Source organism: Alkalihalobacterium elongatum (genome assembly GCF_019024285.1).
In the GTDB taxonomy this organism is placed as follows: Bacteria; Bacillota; Bacilli; order Bacillales; family Bacillaceae_F; genus Alkalihalobacterium; species Alkalihalobacterium elongatum.
Window position 1 is genome coordinate 138,897 of record NZ_WMKZ01000001.1, and the last position, 16,503, is coordinate 155,399.

Below are 16,503 nucleotides of genomic sequence, written 5' to 3' on the forward strand. Positions count from 1 at the left end.
AATCAGTTTGTAAAACAAAAGAGGAGGTAATTGAAATGAAACTAGTCAACGGAATTTTAGGTGTAACAATAGCCGTATCAGTACTAACAGGGTGCAACACACAAGGTAATGTTCAAGGGGAAGGTAAAACAGTTATAGTCAGTGAAGATGTCATACTTGAAAGTATCATTTCTGATGCTAAGGTTGCTGTTTCACAACCAGAACAAATCGCATTAAAAGAGGAGGTTACGTACGGAGAATTATTGAAAATTGAAAGTGAAAAACTTTACTTCACAAGGGAAAATTCACTTTACTCTACTAGCTTAGACCATGGAAAATCTACTTTAATTGAACATATTGCTGCCAGACATCTGTCTAGAAATGGTGAAAAAGCATTGAGTGTGGAAAATAATCATGTTTATGTATTCACACTTGAAACTGGAGAAAAGAAAAAATTAGCTGAATTAGAAGAAAATCATGGTGATGTTGGGTTTGCGGATCCAGAAGGTAAATATATTTTTTTCTATGAATTTTCAGAATCAAATTTAGTATTAATCAACACAGCTACTAATGAAAAAACACTATATAACTTTAATGAACTATTTGATAGCCCAAAGAATTTTTCTTTTCCAGGTGGAATGATCCATCATAACGCTGTCTACCTAGCAACTCATATCCAAGATGAAGGTACTGCATTATATAAACTATCTGATGATCACAAAGTTGAAAAAATGATTACCCTTAAGAGTATAAATGACAATATATTCGATTTTGAATTTATCCATGACGACTTGCTCGTTTTTAATGGGGTCTATGATGAAGAACCAGGTATATTCTTTTTTGATTTGAAAAAAGGAGAAGTAAACAAGGTCGTTTCAGGCGGTACTAGTTCTGAAGGAACTTGGGTCCCATCTTACAGCATTTCTCCAGATGGAACGAAGATGCTTTTCAATACAATTCTTCATAAAGGAAATCAGTTTCTAGATAATGTCTTTATTGCCTCAATCGATAACAATCAATTATCAAAGAGTATTCAGATCATTCAAAACGGAGATCTTCCAGCTGTTATTAAAATTCTAGCTCACTGGAACGAAGACTCTACAGCGTTTTATATTCCACGTTCAGACAGTAATGAAAGAAGCTACAGTGACTTGAAAATTAACTACATTTCCGTTTACGAGTTAGATAAGATTAAAACAGAATAATATTGACAAAGGAAGAACGAGCATTAGAGATTTCTACGCTCGTTCTTTAAGTTTTTAATTAAAAATCTATTTAAGGCTAGAAAACAAATATATTTACGTTAACCAGTTCGATCCCATTTTCCTTCTTTCCTTAATCCATCCACTATCTCTATGGCGACTTCTCTTAGTTTGACCTTGTCTACTTTTGCCACCCTAGTAAGAGGAAATTCTTCATCGGACGGCCAAATTTTAATATATTGTGGTCGCTTATAAGAAGCAATTTCTTTGCAAAATTCTTGGAGTTCTTGTTCTGTTACGGTCTCTCCTATTTTTGGTTTTACAAAAGCAAAAATCCCTTCATCAAACAATTCATGTGGCACACCAACAACTTCAGTTACAGCAACTTTCGGATGACTGCTAATGAAATTTTGTACCTCATCAGGAAAAACATTATATCCTTTTTGTTTAATGACAAACTTTCTTCGTCCTTTTAAAAACAAAGCACGATAATCTCCCTTATCCTCAAAATAGCCGAGATCTCCCGTATAAAGAATTCCTTCTTTCGATACCGCTTTTGCAGTTTCTTCTGGTTGATTATAGTAGCCTGGGAATACAATTGGCGGATGATAACATATTTCACCGACTTCCCCGTCCCTCACTTCATCCCCAGCCGTACCATCTTCCTTCATTGGATGCCGTATTGAAACTTCAGCCAGGTCTGGGAAACTTCGGCCAACTTGACCTGCCATTTCCTCAATCGATATTCCTTCAGGTGTAAATGTGGCAAAACCAGCATTTTCAGTCATTCCGAGACCACAACCAAATTTAGGCGCCATTTGTGAAAGCCTTTTCAAAAATTTAGTATCCACAGCTGATCCCGCATAAATGGCAAATTCTAGGCTATTAAAATCATATTGATCGTAATTAGGCAAATCCCAAATCATTCGATACTGTGTTGGGATCATCCCTATTGCAGTTGCTTTGTATTTATCAATAGCTTCCGCTGTTAATTTCGGGTCAAATATGCGCAACATTAAGGCGGTTCCACCTAGATAAAACGTTGTCATAGGCCCTTCTGTCGTACCTCCAACATGACTTGGGGGTAAATTTACGACGAATTTAAAGTGTTTATCACTATTTTTAGCATTCATTCCTCTAGCTAGTACTTCATTTTGAACGATGATATTTTCGTGAGTGAGTAAGGCAGGTTTTGGTGCGCCAGTAGTTCCTGTAGTGTAAATAATCATAGTTGGGGTTTTGGAGTCTATTTGTTTGTATGCTTCTTTTAATTTATTGTTGAAAAGATCTTTTATCTTTAGAGAAATTAGTTTTTTCTTGTCCATCAATTCTGTAATCGAAATAGCTCCAGCTAAAATGTCACCAGGCTTCGGATCAGGGGTAAATTGAACAAAATGTTCAACATAAGGACACCCTCTTTGAACAGCTTCCCCTACTTCGCGAAAGTCACGATTGGGTGTATTTCCTAAAAAGAAAAAGGCTTTCGGTTTTATCTTTTCTAAGTCTCTAACAACTTCTTGGTTTTGTAAACGAGGATCTAAAGGAGCAATAATAGCACCTATCTTAAAACAACCATACATGAGGGCCAAATGTTCAGGAAACGTAACTAACATCGTTGCAACTCGGTCACCTTTTTTAATACCCATATCAAGTAGTCGTAGCGCGAAAAAATCAATCAACGTAGAAAACTTTTTATACGTAACGGACTTCCCATCCTCAACCTGAACCATTGCGGCTACATCTGGCTTTTCTACAGCCCATTTTTCAATATAAGAATTTAGTAGAGGAAGCTTCCAATCAGTTGTACTCATTAACATCCAACCTTTCCATTATTTTGAAACACGACAACACCATCACTTATTGCGGCATTTCCTGCTTCATTTAACACTCGGAAAAAAACTTTACGTTCTGTTTGGCTTTCGATGGTATTCACGGTTTGAACCGTAATTGTTTGATTTGGAAAAACCATATCTGAAAATCTCCCAGATATGCTCTTCACCTTTCGCGGGTCCTTTTCCGATTCTTTATTTACAATTTCTGTTATTGCCATTCCTAATGTTGCTGTCCCTTGAACTAAGATATTTGGAAGCCCGACTCTTTTAGCAAACTTAGGTGATGTATGAATATCAAAGACTATGTTATTACAGCCGTCATAGATGAATGGCTGCTCTGCAGTTATGTTAATTTTACGTTCCCATTGAATATCTTCCTCTTCTAATCTATTGAAATTAGGGAGGTTTTCCTTACCGCTTCCACTATCCACACACACTACGCCTCTTAGCAATCCGCCAATCCACTCTGTTTGTATATGTTCCTTATTTTTATCACTAATCGTAAATTTACTTACTAGAAGTGTTCCTGCCTTGTGTGGAAGAACAGCGGTAACTTCACCATCAATTGTTACTTCTTCGTCAGGAGAAATCAGTCTAGTAAATTCAATATGTTCAAAGTAATGAACGATATTTTCGAATAATTGAGGCTGATATGGCATCTCTGCATACTTATGAATTTTTGAGATGATTGGCCATGAAAGGACTACCGCAAACATAGGATGGGCAACATTTTGTTCACTAATTAAATCATTCATATATAAATGATTCGTATCACCAATTGACGCTCCATAATTTGATGTTTGTCTCCAAGTGACATGTGTAGTTACTTCTTTAAACTTTAACCCTACGATATCTGATTTAATTTTCATATATTTCCCTCGCTATCATGTTTCTTTTATCATGTATCCAAAAATGATTTCCATATCAAGGTTAATAATTATGATTATTCCCTTAGTTCTCGCAGGTGTTGTTGAATTAAATGCTTTGCTGTTGCTGGATTAAAAAAATCAAGTAAATAAAACGTACTAAGATGAATCAATACACCTACTAAGTTCCACCCAAACTGGTTCGAATCAACGTTTTGATTAATATCCCCCTTTCTTTTTCCTTCTTCAACAATAGATGTTATGAAATGAGCGTATTGTCGGTACGTGTGATCTAATACAGCTTTTATTTCAGGATCATCGAATTCAGATATCGCCTGGTAGTATATTTTCAACTCCTTCCTGTATGTAGCCATCGATTTGAGGTAGTTTTCCATTAATTCTTCGATTTTCTCTGGTGTACTATGTGCGTAATTCTCTACACTTTTTTCAAGTCGTTCGATAGTTTTTTCTCCGATAACAGACAATGTTGCAAGAAATAGATTTTTCTTTGAAGCAAAGTGCCGATAAACCATTGGCTCTGTCACTTCAGCAAGACCTGCTATTTCTGGGACTTTTGCTTGGCGGTAATTCGATTTTGAAAATTCCTCAATCGCTGCTCTTAAGATCATTTTTTTACGCTCTTTAGCTGAGATTCTCTTTGTTGCCATTACAAACACTGTCCTTTCATGTTGTTAAGTAAGTTAGTTATAACTAACTTATTATAAAATACAGAATATTTCAATAAATACTTTGTATTTCTGTTGAATTTTTTTATGATTTCTTATTAATAGGCTGTTTTCGTAAACTTTGTTGCTATTGGACCGTTTTTTGAACATAAATTAGCCCTAATGGACAAAAGCTTCACGCTAAAGCGTGAAAAACCAAGCTTTTGCTTGGTTAACGGTCCAATAGCTTAGAGACTAAAAAAGTCCCCTATAGTTAGGGGACTCTTAAAGGTCATCATCGAGCATAATTATAAAGATAGTCTTCACAGATAAACGTGTAATAGATTATGAATAATTGGTTGTATACTTACCTTTCCTGGACACCAATGAAATAAAGTGAGTTATTACCCTTTGCCTACTTTATGGTTTTATAGTTTGAACCTGGTTTCTCCCAGCTTCCTTTGCCTCGTATAATGCTCTATCAGCGGCTTTAATTAAAAGTTTAGGGTCGCTAGCCATAGGTGGAATTATAGTAGCAGTTCCAATACTAATTGTTAAAAATTTGCTAATTAATGAACCTGAATGAGGTATTTTTAATGCTTCAATTGTTAATCTAATATTTTCAGCAACATGCTTTCCACCCATTTCATCAGTATCGGGTAAAATCACACTAAACTCTTCGCCTCCATAACGACAAACCACATCAATCGGACGCTTTAAAACATCTTTTATTGCTTTAGCAACATGTTTTAAGGCGTCATCGCCCTTTTGATGCCCATATGTGTCATTATAAGGTTTAAAATAATCAATATCGATCATGAGAAGAGTGATTGGACTAGAATATCGAATGGCACGTTTCCATTCTTTTATTAATCTTTCATCAAAATATCGTCGATTCCCTATTGCTGTTAATCCATCTTTAGTAGATAAATTTTGAAGTTTTTCATTTACTTCTTGCAGTTTTTGTTCCTCAATTTTTCTCTTTGTTATATCTCGGGACATAACAATAAGCTGGGGATCTTCAGGTTCTCTTCTGGGTAAAGATCTAACAGTCGATTCAAACCAAATATATTTTCCGTCCTTTCGTTGGATCCGATAAGTTGAAACACCAGCTCCTGTAATCATCATTAGCTCATGATTTTGTCTAACAATCTTATGATCCTCGGGATGGATAAAAACATATCCAGACTTCCCAATCAGTTCTTGATCATCATATTGTAGCATCTCTTTGACAGCAGCAGACACAAACAAATACTCACCAGCTGCATTATGAATCGTGATCATATCTCTAGAGTATTCGGTTATAATTTGAAACAACTCTTCTACTTCCTTTAGCTTTTTCTCTACTAATTTTCGCTCGGTGATATTACGCGATATAACGATTAAATGTGGTTCACCTAGTTCTACTAATTCACCTGCTACCTTTCCAGATAAACTTTTAATAGAGGATTCAAACCAAATGTACTCCCCGTCTTTTCGTCGAATACGATACGTAGAAACAACGTAGCCAGTTTTTAGTAACATCTCATGGTTATGGCGAGCTGTCTCATGATCCTCTACGTGTATAAATAAATAACTATCTTTGCCAACTAATTCTTCACTTTTATATTGTAGTATTTCTTCTCCTGCAGGCGAAACATAAAGATACCTACCCTTTAAATCATGGACAGTGATCATATCACTTGAATATTCTGCAATTAGTTGAAAGAGGTCGTCACCTTTACTTATATTTGCTAAGATTTCATTACTCAACTTTTTCTCCCCTTCTAGTTCTTACTCCCTAAAAAAATACCAACAAACCGTTGGCATAAGTATTTTTTCTCTCTATAACTTTAAAAATTTAAAAATTTAGTATTAAATTCACACTTCATAGAAAATTAATTACAATTGCATCGCAAGTTATGACTTTATATCTAGTTTCATTATACTATAATATACTAACATTGATAATTTCTCCGTTCTGTTTTCTTACTTTAAAAATTTCATTAAGCTCTGTTAAAGTTTCGTGTTGAATTTATTCTCATCATGATAAATAAGGCTGGTTCGTAAACTATGTTGCTATGCTTCACATTAAAACGTGAAGAGCAAAAAATAATTAACAAAACTTGTAATAAACTAAAAATAAGCATAAGCAGATTCTCACAACCGTAAATATGTTCTGTAATGTTACCCCCTCCTCAATAATAAACTTAAATAACTTTTAAAAATTTTTAAGCATAGGATGGGACGCTATGATACAAATTTCAGGAATGCCCTTTCAACCAAGTGGCACGATGAATACTGGAAGTATTGAAAGAATTATTATTCAGCAAATGCTTAACGATCCAGTCTTATATTCATATCCTTCCAATAATGCATTTTTGTTTGAAGTCAGGTCTAGGAAAAACATTATAGAAAGCGCAAACGAAATGAATGAAAGCGAAGTAAAGTTTACAACTTTTAGATACGCTCGCTGTAATCCTGCATATTGGAATCTCACGGGAGCAGGCGGATTTCTGCTGAAGCCTAACGTGAGTCCATCGGAAGCTATTCAAGACATTTATCGCAACAGTTCACTATATGCAACTGAATGCGCAACAGCTTGCGTAATTATTCTATATCATGCGATTTTAAAAAGTATCGGTAGGCCTGTTTTTAATTCCTTATTTTACAACCTCTATTTGTACAGTTGGCATACAGACCCTGACCTTGGGCTATATACCTTTAATGGTAGTCATTTTTTACCTGGTGATATAGTTTATTTTAATAATCCAGACTTTAATGTTCAAACCCCGTGGTTTAGAGGGTTAAATGCTGTTGTTATGAGCGATGGAAGATTTTTCGGGCATGGATTTGGGATTATGACTGCTGATGAAATCCTAGAATTTTTGAATACACAGAGACAACCTGGGAGTAATCAATTAGCTTATTTAACAAGTTTAATCACAAGACCATCCTTTAACACTTTATCAAATTATGTAACGTTACAAAGAGAGCGCATTACTCATAAAAAGACACCGCATGTAATACACCACAATAAAAATCGTCTATCATTCGTTCAGCATCAAGATTATTTAAATAATACGTATAATAATTAACTAATAGTAAACTGTGGTTTTTAATACGATCATGACATATACCCATTTTTCATGTAGACAGGTTCCACTTTCAAATAGGTGAGTATAATGTTAGTGACAAATAACTAACACGAAAGGAAGTTTTCAAATGTACGCTAACGTAAATGCAGCACCTTTTATGGGAGCTCATGCTAATGTAGCACCCTCTATGATGGATAATGTAGCACCTTCAATGATGGATAATATACCACCTGTTATGGGAGCTTATGATCAACCACATCATACTGCCCCTTTTTATGGATATGGACATTGTCCTCCAACACGTGGGTACGATAACTTTGTATTAATTGTTGTATTGTTTATTTTATTAATCATCGTAGGTGCATACGGCTTCACAAAATGCTAATATAGTATGCTGTACCACAGCCTAGAGATGAATACTTGATTGAAGACAAGGACATAGCTTAATATGTCCTTGTCTTTCCGTCAAAACATGTAGAAATAGTCTATACACTGCTTTCACTTTCATAACATAAATGAAGAAAATCCAGGGTAAATGGTTCGCCCCTGGATTTTGCTTTATTACTATTCATTTTTGTTTAGTTTGCAATACGCATCTACAAAAAATTGCGGGTTAAGCGGTTGTCCAGTTACCTTTTCAATCTTTTCATTCCAGTGATATTTCGAACCTGGTTTGAAGAACTCTTCTCTTAGGAAATTACCAACTGTTGTTGTGAAAAACTGCTCTGATAAATTTGTATTAATATGTTGATGCAGTTGAGCAGAAGTCAGCTCCCCTAGTAGGTAATTTTGATAATAAACAGGTGCCAAAGTGAAGTGAATTTTTGCAGCCCAGTCAGGAGCATTACGTCCTTCTGGTGCATTTACTAATTGGATTTCACTTACGAGCTTCCACCATAATGCATTTAAATCTTGGTCTGGATTTTCGTACAGCTCTTTTTCAAAAAATACAAAAGTAATGATCCAGCGAGCTGAAATTAACATTTTAAGCTGTTCGAATTTTTCAAGTGAAGGTGCAATTGTATTTAGTTTATCATCCTCTACCTTTAAAAATGTAGCTAACCACTCACGATTTTGAGTCATTTTTCCAAATAACATCGCGATCGCTTCTGTAGTTAACGTATGGGCAGGCGCTCTTAACACATACGGTAAATCGAGATCTAGGTATTTGAAATATGCCGCATGTCCGAATTCGTGTAACATCGTACCCATCCAATAGGAATTTGGTTGATTATTACATAGCACACGTGTATCACCTTCACGATCCATATCCATACAAAAAGCAGTTGGGTTTTTCCCAGGACGAGGATTTAAATCACTTTTCGCGTATAAGTCCTCAATCGGGATATTCATCTCAGCAAAAGTGTCTGCCGTTAGTTTTTCAAGATCTTCATTTTTAAAATATGGGTCTAAATTTGTCTCATTAGAAGCCGGGGCCTCTTGGAAAAATGGATCGACATAATGCCATGGCCTAAGTTCTGATACTTCTATACCGAACTTACTAGCTAATTGTTGATCCAACTCATCTTTTAACCGACGATAAGTACTATCAGATAAATCAACTAGCTTTTGAAATATAGCAAAAATTTCATCACGATCTAATTCTTGATTTTCAAACGACATTTCATGGTAATTGTTATACCCTACAGCTCTAGCTGCTTCATTTCGCTTCTTGACTAATGTTAACAGTTTCTCTTCGACAACTTGACCAACTTCTTTTGATGCTTTCCATGCGTCTTCACGTTCTTTTAAATCTTCACTATTAAGTAAAATATTACGTACATCATTAGCAGATAACTTCTTTCCATTTACTTCAGGTTCGTATGTATTGAACATATGATTTAATTCTGCAGATAGTTGCGATAATTCCTTTAAACTCTCGATAGGCAGTTGATTTTCTCTAAACTGGCTGCGTAGAGCTTCGAGCTGTCTTTTTTCAATAGCTGTTAGTTCAGTTTGTTTTAAATAATTTTGAACAGCTTCGAACAATTCGCTGTTTGAAAAGTACGTACGAAACTCCGTTTGAGCTTCTCCTACTTTTTCTGCCCATTCTTTTTCACCTGTTGTTTGCGCCATCCAACTAGCATTTGTAATGTTACGATAAAGTATTTCAACCATCATATTTTGTTGTTGTAGAAATTGTTTTACTGTCATGGGATATCCTCCATCTATAAGATATGAGCGCTTTATATAAGCCCTTAAATTAATATTATAATAAAATACCATTGAAGTGCTAACGCTTTCACTTTTAAGCTTTATAATCTTTGCTAGTAAAAAAACTCCATATGCTTTTTTCTTGCCAATAATAATTAATCCTATCTGAAAAGTTCCTGTATGGAATTTAAACTAATGGACATCTGGATCTGTAGAACAGAACAACTTTTTATCCTTTTCGTCTCAAGTACGTCCCGTTGCCTCTTCTTAACAACCTGTATTATCTTACTCTAGAAACCTTTTTATATTCCGCTATTTTCTATTAATTGATAAACTTCATGAGCTGACCGTTCTGATAGGGAATAATTCGTATGTGTTTCAGTTGTATTCATGATTGTGCCTGAACTTTCATTTATCCAAAGAAAATAAGATTCCTCATTCCATTCTAATTTGTATTGTGGATCTGCCATATCTACAACTCCTGGTTGTTTAACTGCTTGGATAAATGCTTTTTGAATGATCTCGATTTCGTTTGTCGCCGTTATAATAACACTAGAATCCTCAACTATCTCCGTAAAGTTATCCATTTTAAATACTGTTATCGCTTCAATCTTTTCATTCGAACAGCATACCAACAGTAATACTATCATTAAGCCATACAATCTATTACATGTTAACTTGACCAACAAAAAAACTCCCCAATCTCGTACTTTGGTTTTCTCTTCTTTTCCACTACATTACCATTGTCGTTCATCAATAACCCCATCTAAAAGATCAAAAATTTGTTTTTCCGTGCTTCCGTCAGCGTATGTTACTTCGATTTCAACATAAATCATATTTTCTTCCTCTACCCGAACTATCCATACCTTCTCTCCGTGCAGTTCATGATGCATGTAGTCCAACTCTATTCCGTCATCATAAATTTCATTAATAAAATCAACAACTTTTTGTGAGCCGTCATTAAAATGAATATTAGCTGTTGCCTTTTCGATTTTATAAAATTCAAATATGACTTCTCCCTGCTCAATTAATGCTTCAAAAATAGTACTTTTCCCACCTGTTTCAGTTGAAAAGCTGATCAATAATTCACGGGACCCATATAGTTCAGTTGGGATGAATTCAGTTTCTGAACTTCTGTTCATAGTACCTTCTGCAGATATCTTATACATGTAGGTTTCATCTGGATCTATTTGAATAGGTGCTTCATATGTCGTCCCCGAAAGCTCTATTGCTTTAACCTCAACCCATTCTCCATCCTCCTCTTTCTTGTATGAGAATACGACTTCAGTCTCACTTTCTAATTCTCTAAACGTCCATTGTGCCTGTAAGTGAAATTCTCCCAGACTAGAAGCTTCAACATTTGGGAGGAAGTTGATATCAGCAACCCACTTTTCACCCTCTTTTAATTCATATAAATCTTGTTGAATGTTAGACAACCTGTCATACATAAAACTCTCCGTAGAAGAGTGACTCTCCCTTAAAATATTTATCTCTTGTTCTAGTTGATTCATTTTAAAAATACTATAAATATTGAATACTAGACTTACTATTACAACAGCCAAGATTATTTTAAGTGGATTTCTCATTGTTTCCTCCATGTCTTAATAATAGTTACTTACTATAAGAATAGCTTGACTTCTCTGATAATATTATTTCATCCTTATATTACCATGCCTTAACTGTTGGGTGGAAAATAATTCTTTTTCATTATGATCTCCCTTCTACTCAATATAGTAAAATTTATTAAGATTTAGTAACATTTCGAAAAAATCATATCTACTTCTAGTAATCTATCTTAAATCGTGAGAAAATAGAGATAATTATCTAGTAAAAGTTTGCTGGAGGAAAAGATATGAAACATTGGTTACGGAAATCGTTTTTTGTTGCTATTACCATCTTAACGCTAGGGACGGTTACTCCACCTCCCCATCTGTATTCTAATGAACCTGAAGCAAAATCTCCTTCTGATTTAGAAATCAGTCAAAAAGATAAGTCATCTGAAGAGGTTCATATTATTACCCAACTGGAGGAAGAACTATCTTCTGGCACTAGCGAGTTGTTGTTGCCTTGGGACGAAGTTGCAGAGGGAACTAACAGCGATGAGCTCTTATCAAAGTGGGTAGATTACACAGTTCATCATGCTGATTTACAAGCGATGAATAAATTTGGTACAAAAATTAAATCAAAAATAGAAGAAGACTACCGGGAGTTGATCCTTCCGAAGCTTGAAGAAACAATCACTAGCATTAGTATAAACTCTGATGAAGAGCTTCTTAGAAATTTATCAATAACTAATGATCCAGCAGATGGTCAAGGTGAAAAGATCTTCCATGTATATGACACGAGGAGTGGAGAAGATTTATATAGGTTCCATGTACGTCGGGATCAACCTCCAAAGCAAGGATATTGGTTTAATTTCCATTACCATACAGCTGCAGACAACTTTGAAACACATCATGAATTAGGTACAATCTTTTGGGATAAAAACACGCCACCAAATTGGATGTCTTAACGGAACGCTCCTTGTTGTTAGCTAAGCTGATGGGCTCAGCCTTCATAAAAAAACTTAAAAATAGAATACGATAAATTGAACCGCTTCCTATGATTAATATGGGAAGCGGTTTTTAATAGATAATAAAAAACTATAATTGTTAGTCTACTGTTAATAACACTTTTTCGAGAAACTAGTTTACATAATAATAATATTGTAGCCTTATCTTACCTACTGAATTTTTTATATTTAATTCGCCTGTTTAATCCATTCAGTACTCGATGTTTGTTTAGACAAGTAGTTAGCTAAAAATGATCCTAGAGAAAGATTAATCACCATATTAATGATTGCTGGAATTGCGGCGATTTCACTTATAAACTCAATGGCTAAAATAGCAGCTAATGCCGTATTACATAATCCAACATGAAAGACAATCGCCTTGATATCTTCCTTTTCAACCCGTAACCACTTTAATTTTAAAGTAAAATATGCAATAACCATCGGCAATGTTACTTGAAAGAATGCGACTATTGTTATCATCGGAATGAGTATGAGTTCAGAAGCAATCGCTCCTTTTGCATTACCAATAATCGTGTGAATAATTAATAATAAGGTAATCGATGATCCCAGTTTCGTATAACTTACTGATTTTTCTACTAATTGCGGAAGCTTCTTTTGCATTAAGAGCCCTAGTGTAATAGGTAAGATAACGATGAGAATAAAAGACTGTAATAAATTGAAAAATGAAATCCTAACAGTATCGCCGTCAACGCCAAGTAGTGCCAGAGGAGTTACTATTGGACTAATCATTATATCTAAAAAAGATGCCGCAATAACTAATGAAGTATTACCACCTGCTATAAATGTATACAGTGTAGCAGCTGTAGCATTGGGGACAGTCCCAGATAAAATGATACCCGCTGCAATTTCAGGTCGAGATGAAAAAAACAAATGGGCTAGTACGACAGAGACAATGACTGTAATCGTCCACTTTAGGAATGTTGCAATTCCTAAAACATTATACTTCGACCGCATCTTCTTTATTGCCTCAACATTCATCGATAGTCCCGTAAAGAAAATCACTAATCCAAGTAACAAACTCGGTACCCAGTTTGCAACCTGTAAATGAAACGGCAAAAAGTACGTGATAAACGCTACGATAATAATTAATAATGGCAAATTACCAGAAATAAACGAATGGATATGTTTAATAATTTCACACCCTTAATGAAGGAGTGCCAGGCACCTTTCCTACGATAAAGTGTTAAAGGTGCCTGGCACCTCTTTTGATTTATGCAGTTGTAGCTTTAAAGAAGTAGGCTCGGTCTTTGATTTCCTCTAATTCGACAGGTGTATTAATTTCAACCTGGTTACCATTAAACCTGCCTGTTACTCTTAAGCCTTGATCTAAATGAACTAGAATGATGTAGTACGGTGTTTGGTCTGCAAATTGTTTCGGAGCGGCATGAATTTTAGTGTAAGAGTAAATCTTTCCCTTACTATCAATTTCCGTTAACTCTAGCTCATCGGAATAACATGATGTACAGTGGTATTTGCTCGTATATAAGATCGATTGACAATGTTTACATCTCTTCACTGGAAGCTTCATTTATTACACCCCTTTTTTGCTAAATATATGAACTAGAGAATACGCACCTGTTCCGCCTAGATTTTGTGCTAAACCGGTCCGTGCTCCATCTACTTGGTTACATGCTCTTCCATTTAGTTGGTCAACAATTTGGACAATTTGAGCAATCCCAGTTGCACCAATCGGATGACCTTTTGATAATAAGCCACCGCTCGTATTTACTGGTACTTTCCCCCCGTGTTCAGTTAATCCTTGCTCAAGTGCCTCCCATCCCTTACCTTTTTCAAAGAAGCCTAGTTCTTCGATGGCGATAATCTCTGTCATTGAGAAACAATCGTGTAGTTCAACGACATCAATATCATCTGGCCCAAGTCCTGCCGCTTCATACGCGCGCCTCGCTGCTTCGTTAGTCGCGGAAATATGTAGAAGTTCATCGACTTCCTGCATAAGTGGTGTTCCCGATGCCTGGCCTGAAGAGACAATTCGAACTCCGTCATCTCCTTTTTGAATGACAACAGCAGCCGCCCCATCTGAAATAGGTGAGCAATCAAATAGACCTAAAGGATCGGTGATAGGCTTTGCATTCATAATTTCTTCTAAAGTTGTTTCTTTTTTAAATTGTGCAATAGGATTAGCGATCGCATAATTACGGTTTTTTAGTGCAACCATGGCAAGATGCTTTCTTTCCATCCCATATTCATACATATAGCGATGAGCTAAAACGCCAAAGAAACCAGGAAAAGTAAGACCTGATGCCCCTTCATTAGACTCGCTATCCATCGCATAATTGATCGCTTTCGTTACCGTTTCTGTATCCATTGCCGTCATTTTCTCAACACCAGCAACTAAAACTGTATCATATTCTCCAGCCTTAACGAGTTGATACGCCTGGCGGAACGCAATTCCCCCTGAAGCACACGCTCCTTCTGTTTTTACAGCAGGAATGCTACCTAATCCAAGTTCATTTGTGATAATCGAACCTAAAATTTCTTGACTTGCCAGTGGACCTGACGAAAAATTCCCGACAAACACCGCATCAATTTTAGGTTTCCCAGCTTCTACGATTGCCTCACGACAAGCTTTTACAACCATTGATTTGATCGATTCATCTTTTCTTCCAAATGTCGTTATACCTCTTCCAATAACTGATACCGTCGACATTGCCTTCACCCCTGTATTTGATATTGATCGCGCAATGTTTTTCTTAATATTTTTCCATAGCTATTTTTCGGTAGATCTTTTACGATTTCAATTCGACGTGGCTTTTTATAGCTTGCTAAATTATTTTTACAAAGCTCAACCAATTGTTCCTCACTTACTTTATTCGCATCATCGCTTAACACGATATGAGCATAAATACTCTCGCCCCACTTTTCATCAGGCACCCCAAACACGCAAGTTTCTTTTACATTAGGATGCTGATTCAGCACTTCCTCTACTTCCCGTGGATACACATTTAACCCGCCTGTAATGATCATATCTTTTGCTCGATCGACTAATCTCAGGTAACCTTTTTCATCTATCCAACCTAAGTCACCAGTATATAACCATCCATCCTTCAATGTTTCTTTTGTAGCTTTTTCATTATTCCAATATCCTTTCATAACGAGTGAGCCTTTACACGTTACTTCACCAATCTCACCGCAGGGTACTTCCTCGCCTTTTTCATCGACAATTCGCACTTCAACAAATGGTCCAATTGCTCCACAAGAATCAGGTTTACTCGCAAGCTCTTCTTTTGGCATCATCGTAATCGTCATTGGCGCCTCTACTTGGCCATACGTTTCAGCAAGCTTTGGGCCTAATAATGATAAAGCTTTATTTAACTTTTCTACGGCTATCGGTGCACCTGCCATATTGATCGACTTAATATAGCGTAATTTATGTGGTTCAAAGTTTTCCTCATGAATCATTAAGTTGACCAATGTCGGTACTAAAAAGATGATAGAGATCTTTTCTTTTTCTAAATCATCTATGAATTCTTTTGGATCAAATTTATTAAAAATGACTTGTTTTAAACCGAAAAATAAAGCACATTGCGATAGAAAATTACTGCCGTGGGTTAATGGAGCAACATGACCAATGATATCACCATATGTAATTTCACAAACCATATTTAAAGAAAGAGCACTAGAGATAATGTTTCGATGTGTCAGCATTCCACCCTTTGGTTTACCTGTTGTTCCAGACGTATACATTAAAGCAAATAAATCATCTTCTTCTACTTCAATGTCTGGAAACTCATCTTTATGTTCTAAAATAAAATCTTCGTATTCTTGATCTACATCTAATTTCTTTATAGGTACAGTAACACTTGCTAGTAGGTTCGCTTCTCCTATTAAAAAGGTGGAGCCAGAACTTTCGATAATATAATCAAACTCTTTTGGATGTAGGCGATAATTGACAGGAACTTTAATTAAACCAGTTAGTGCAATTGCAAGGTCAAGTTCGACATGTTCACGTCTATTAGACATAAGGATTGCCACTCGATCACCTTTTGTTAATCCTTCATTCAATAACGCGTGTGCTAGTTTACAAACATTTGATTTTAATTGGCCGTACGTTATCGTGCCTCTAGAGTCTTTAACAGCTGTTTTTTCACTGTATTGACTGAATGTTTTCTTTGCGAGCGCTCCCAATGTTTCCATA

At 35.7% G+C, this 16,503-nt stretch carries 14 protein-coding genes and 1 pseudogene; 4 read left to right on the forward strand and 11 right to left on the reverse strand.

Going from position 1 to position 16,503, the window contains the following annotated elements:
* Positions 1 to 35: 35 nt before the first annotated feature.
* The gene (locus GKP30_RS00775; RefSeq protein ID WP_216827477.1) at positions 36 to 1,184 is read left to right on the forward strand and encodes a hypothetical protein; all 1,149 of its coding nucleotides are present in this window, start codon (positions 36 to 38) and stop codon (positions 1,182 to 1,184) included.
* A gap of 98 nt (positions 1,185 to 1,282) precedes the next feature.
* Here the strand turns inward: GKP30_RS00775 and GKP30_RS00780 are convergent, their stop codons facing one another.
* From GKP30_RS00780 to GKP30_RS00795, 4 genes are all read right to left on the reverse strand, one after another.
* Positions 1,283 to 2,992, reverse strand: a complete 1,710-nt coding sequence (locus tag GKP30_RS00780; RefSeq protein ID WP_216827478.1) for a class I adenylate-forming enzyme family protein — start codon at positions 2,990 to 2,992, stop codon at positions 1,283 to 1,285.
* The gene (locus tag GKP30_RS00785; RefSeq protein WP_216827479.1) at positions 2,992 to 3,882 is read right to left on the reverse strand and encodes a MaoC/PaaZ C-terminal domain-containing protein; all 891 of its coding nucleotides are present in this window, start codon (positions 3,880 to 3,882) and stop codon (positions 2,992 to 2,994) included. The genes GKP30_RS00780 and GKP30_RS00785 overlap by 1 nt, the downstream gene beginning before the upstream one ends.
* A 74-nt stretch (positions 3,883 to 3,956) precedes the next feature.
* Positions 3,957 to 4,547 (reverse strand): TetR/AcrR family transcriptional regulator, encoded by a 591-nt coding sequence (locus tag GKP30_RS00790; RefSeq protein ID WP_216827480.1) that lies wholly within the window; start codon positions 4,545 to 4,547, stop codon positions 3,957 to 3,959.
* 417 nt (positions 4,548 to 4,964) lie between these two features.
* Positions 4,965 to 6,296, reverse strand: coding sequence for a sensor domain-containing diguanylate cyclase (locus GKP30_RS00795; protein WP_216827481.1), 1,332 nt, complete (start codon positions 6,294 to 6,296; stop codon positions 4,965 to 4,967).
* Between the two features lie 479 nt (positions 6,297 to 6,775).
* Here GKP30_RS00795 and GKP30_RS00800 point away from each other — a divergent pair, with 479 nt between their 5' ends.
* Together GKP30_RS00800 and GKP30_RS00805 are read left to right on the forward strand one after the other, a co-directional pair.
* Complete coding sequence (locus tag GKP30_RS00800) at positions 6,776 to 7,621, forward strand: protein-glutamine gamma-glutamyltransferase (protein ID WP_216827482.1); 846 nt, start codon at positions 6,776 to 6,778, stop codon at positions 7,619 to 7,621.
* 274 nt (positions 7,622 to 7,895) lie between these two features.
* Positions 7,896 to 8,006 (forward strand): annotated as a pseudogene (locus GKP30_RS00805) (YjcZ family sporulation protein); the annotation flags it as partial.
* 179 nt (positions 8,007 to 8,185) lie between these two features.
* Here the strand turns inward: GKP30_RS00805 and GKP30_RS00810 are convergent.
* The 3 genes from GKP30_RS00810 to GKP30_RS00820 all read right to left on the reverse strand — a co-directional run bounded on the left by GKP30_RS00810 (position 8,186) and on the right by GKP30_RS00820 (position 11,361).
* A complete protein-coding gene (locus tag GKP30_RS00810; protein WP_216827483.1) occupies positions 8,186 to 9,775 on the reverse strand; it encodes a M3 family metallopeptidase in 1,590 nt (529 codons plus the stop codon).
* A gap of 302 nt (positions 9,776 to 10,077) precedes the next feature.
* Complete coding sequence (locus GKP30_RS00815) at positions 10,078 to 10,461, reverse strand: hypothetical protein (protein ID WP_216827484.1); 384 nt, start codon at positions 10,459 to 10,461, stop codon at positions 10,078 to 10,080.
* A 51-nt stretch (positions 10,462 to 10,512) separates the two neighbouring features.
* Positions 10,513 to 11,361, reverse strand: a complete 849-nt coding sequence (locus GKP30_RS00820; protein ID WP_216827485.1) for a hypothetical protein — start codon at positions 11,359 to 11,361, stop codon at positions 10,513 to 10,515.
* A 266-nt stretch (positions 11,362 to 11,627) separates the two neighbouring features.
* Between GKP30_RS00820 and GKP30_RS00825 the strand changes: the two genes are divergently transcribed.
* Positions 11,628 to 12,287, forward strand: coding sequence for a YpjP family protein (locus GKP30_RS00825; RefSeq protein ID WP_216827486.1), 660 nt, complete (start codon positions 11,628 to 11,630; stop codon positions 12,285 to 12,287).
* 228 nt (positions 12,288 to 12,515) lie between these two features.
* Here the strand turns inward: GKP30_RS00825 and GKP30_RS00830 are convergent, their stop codons facing one another.
* The 4 genes from GKP30_RS00830 to GKP30_RS00845 all read right to left on the reverse strand — a co-directional run bounded on the left by GKP30_RS00830 (position 12,516) and on the right by GKP30_RS00845 (position 16,502).
* Positions 12,516 to 13,445: a bile acid:sodium symporter family protein gene (locus tag GKP30_RS00830; RefSeq protein WP_236034836.1), complete on the reverse strand. Its 930-nt coding sequence runs from the start codon at positions 13,443 to 13,445 to the stop codon at positions 12,516 to 12,518.
* Between the two features lie 112 nt (positions 13,446 to 13,557).
* Positions 13,558 to 13,875, reverse strand: a complete 318-nt coding sequence (locus GKP30_RS00835; RefSeq protein ID WP_216827487.1) for a Zn-ribbon domain-containing OB-fold protein — start codon at positions 13,873 to 13,875, stop codon at positions 13,558 to 13,560.
* A 3-nt stretch (positions 13,876 to 13,878) separates the two neighbouring features.
* Complete coding sequence (locus GKP30_RS00840; protein ID WP_216827488.1) at positions 13,879 to 15,015, reverse strand: thiolase domain-containing protein; 1,137 nt, start codon at positions 15,013 to 15,015, stop codon at positions 13,879 to 13,881.
* Positions 15,016 to 15,020: 5 nt separating this feature from the next.
* Positions 15,021 to 16,502 carry a class I adenylate-forming enzyme family protein gene (locus GKP30_RS00845; RefSeq protein ID WP_216827489.1) on the reverse strand — a complete coding sequence of 494 codons (1,482 nt, stop codon included), beginning with the start codon at positions 16,500 to 16,502 and terminating at the stop codon, positions 15,021 to 15,023.
* Between the last annotated feature and the right edge of the window lies 1 nt (position 16,503).

Excerpts from the sequence above, each read along its gene's own strand:
- GKP30_RS00775 (WP_216827477.1), top strand. The coding sequence starts at position 36 with ATGAAACTAGTCAACGGAATTTTAGGTGTAACAATAGCCGTATCAGTA.
- GKP30_RS00780 (WP_216827478.1), bottom strand. The coding sequence starts at position 2,992 with ATGAGTACAACTGATTGGAAGCTTCCTCTACTAAATTCTTATATTGAA.
- GKP30_RS00785 (WP_216827479.1), bottom strand. The coding sequence starts at position 3,882 with ATGAAAATTAAATCAGATATCGTAGGGTTAAAGTTTAAAGAAGTAACT.
- GKP30_RS00790 (WP_216827480.1), bottom strand. The coding sequence starts at position 4,547 with ATGGCAACAAAGAGAATCTCAGCTAAAGAGCGTAAAAAAATGATCTTA.
- GKP30_RS00800 (WP_216827482.1), top strand. The coding sequence starts at position 6,776 with ATGATACAAATTTCAGGAATGCCCTTTCAACCAAGTGGCACGATGAAT.
- GKP30_RS00810 (WP_216827483.1), bottom strand. The coding sequence starts at position 9,775 with ATGACAGTAAAACAATTTCTACAACAACAAAATATGATGGTTGAAATA.
- GKP30_RS00820 (WP_216827485.1), bottom strand. The coding sequence starts at position 11,361 with ATGAGAAATCCACTTAAAATAATCTTGGCTGTTGTAATAGTAAGTCTA.
- GKP30_RS00825 (WP_216827486.1), top strand. The coding sequence starts at position 11,628 with ATGAAACATTGGTTACGGAAATCGTTTTTTGTTGCTATTACCATCTTA.
- GKP30_RS00835 (WP_216827487.1), bottom strand. The coding sequence starts at position 13,875 with ATGAAGCTTCCAGTGAAGAGATGTAAACATTGTCAATCGATCTTATAT.
- GKP30_RS00840 (WP_216827488.1), bottom strand. The coding sequence starts at position 15,015 with ATGTCGACGGTATCAGTTATTGGAAGAGGTATAACGACATTTGGAAGA.
- GKP30_RS00845 (WP_216827489.1), bottom strand. The coding sequence starts at position 16,502 with ATGGAAACATTGGGAGCGCTCGCAAAGAAAACATTCAGTCAATACAGT.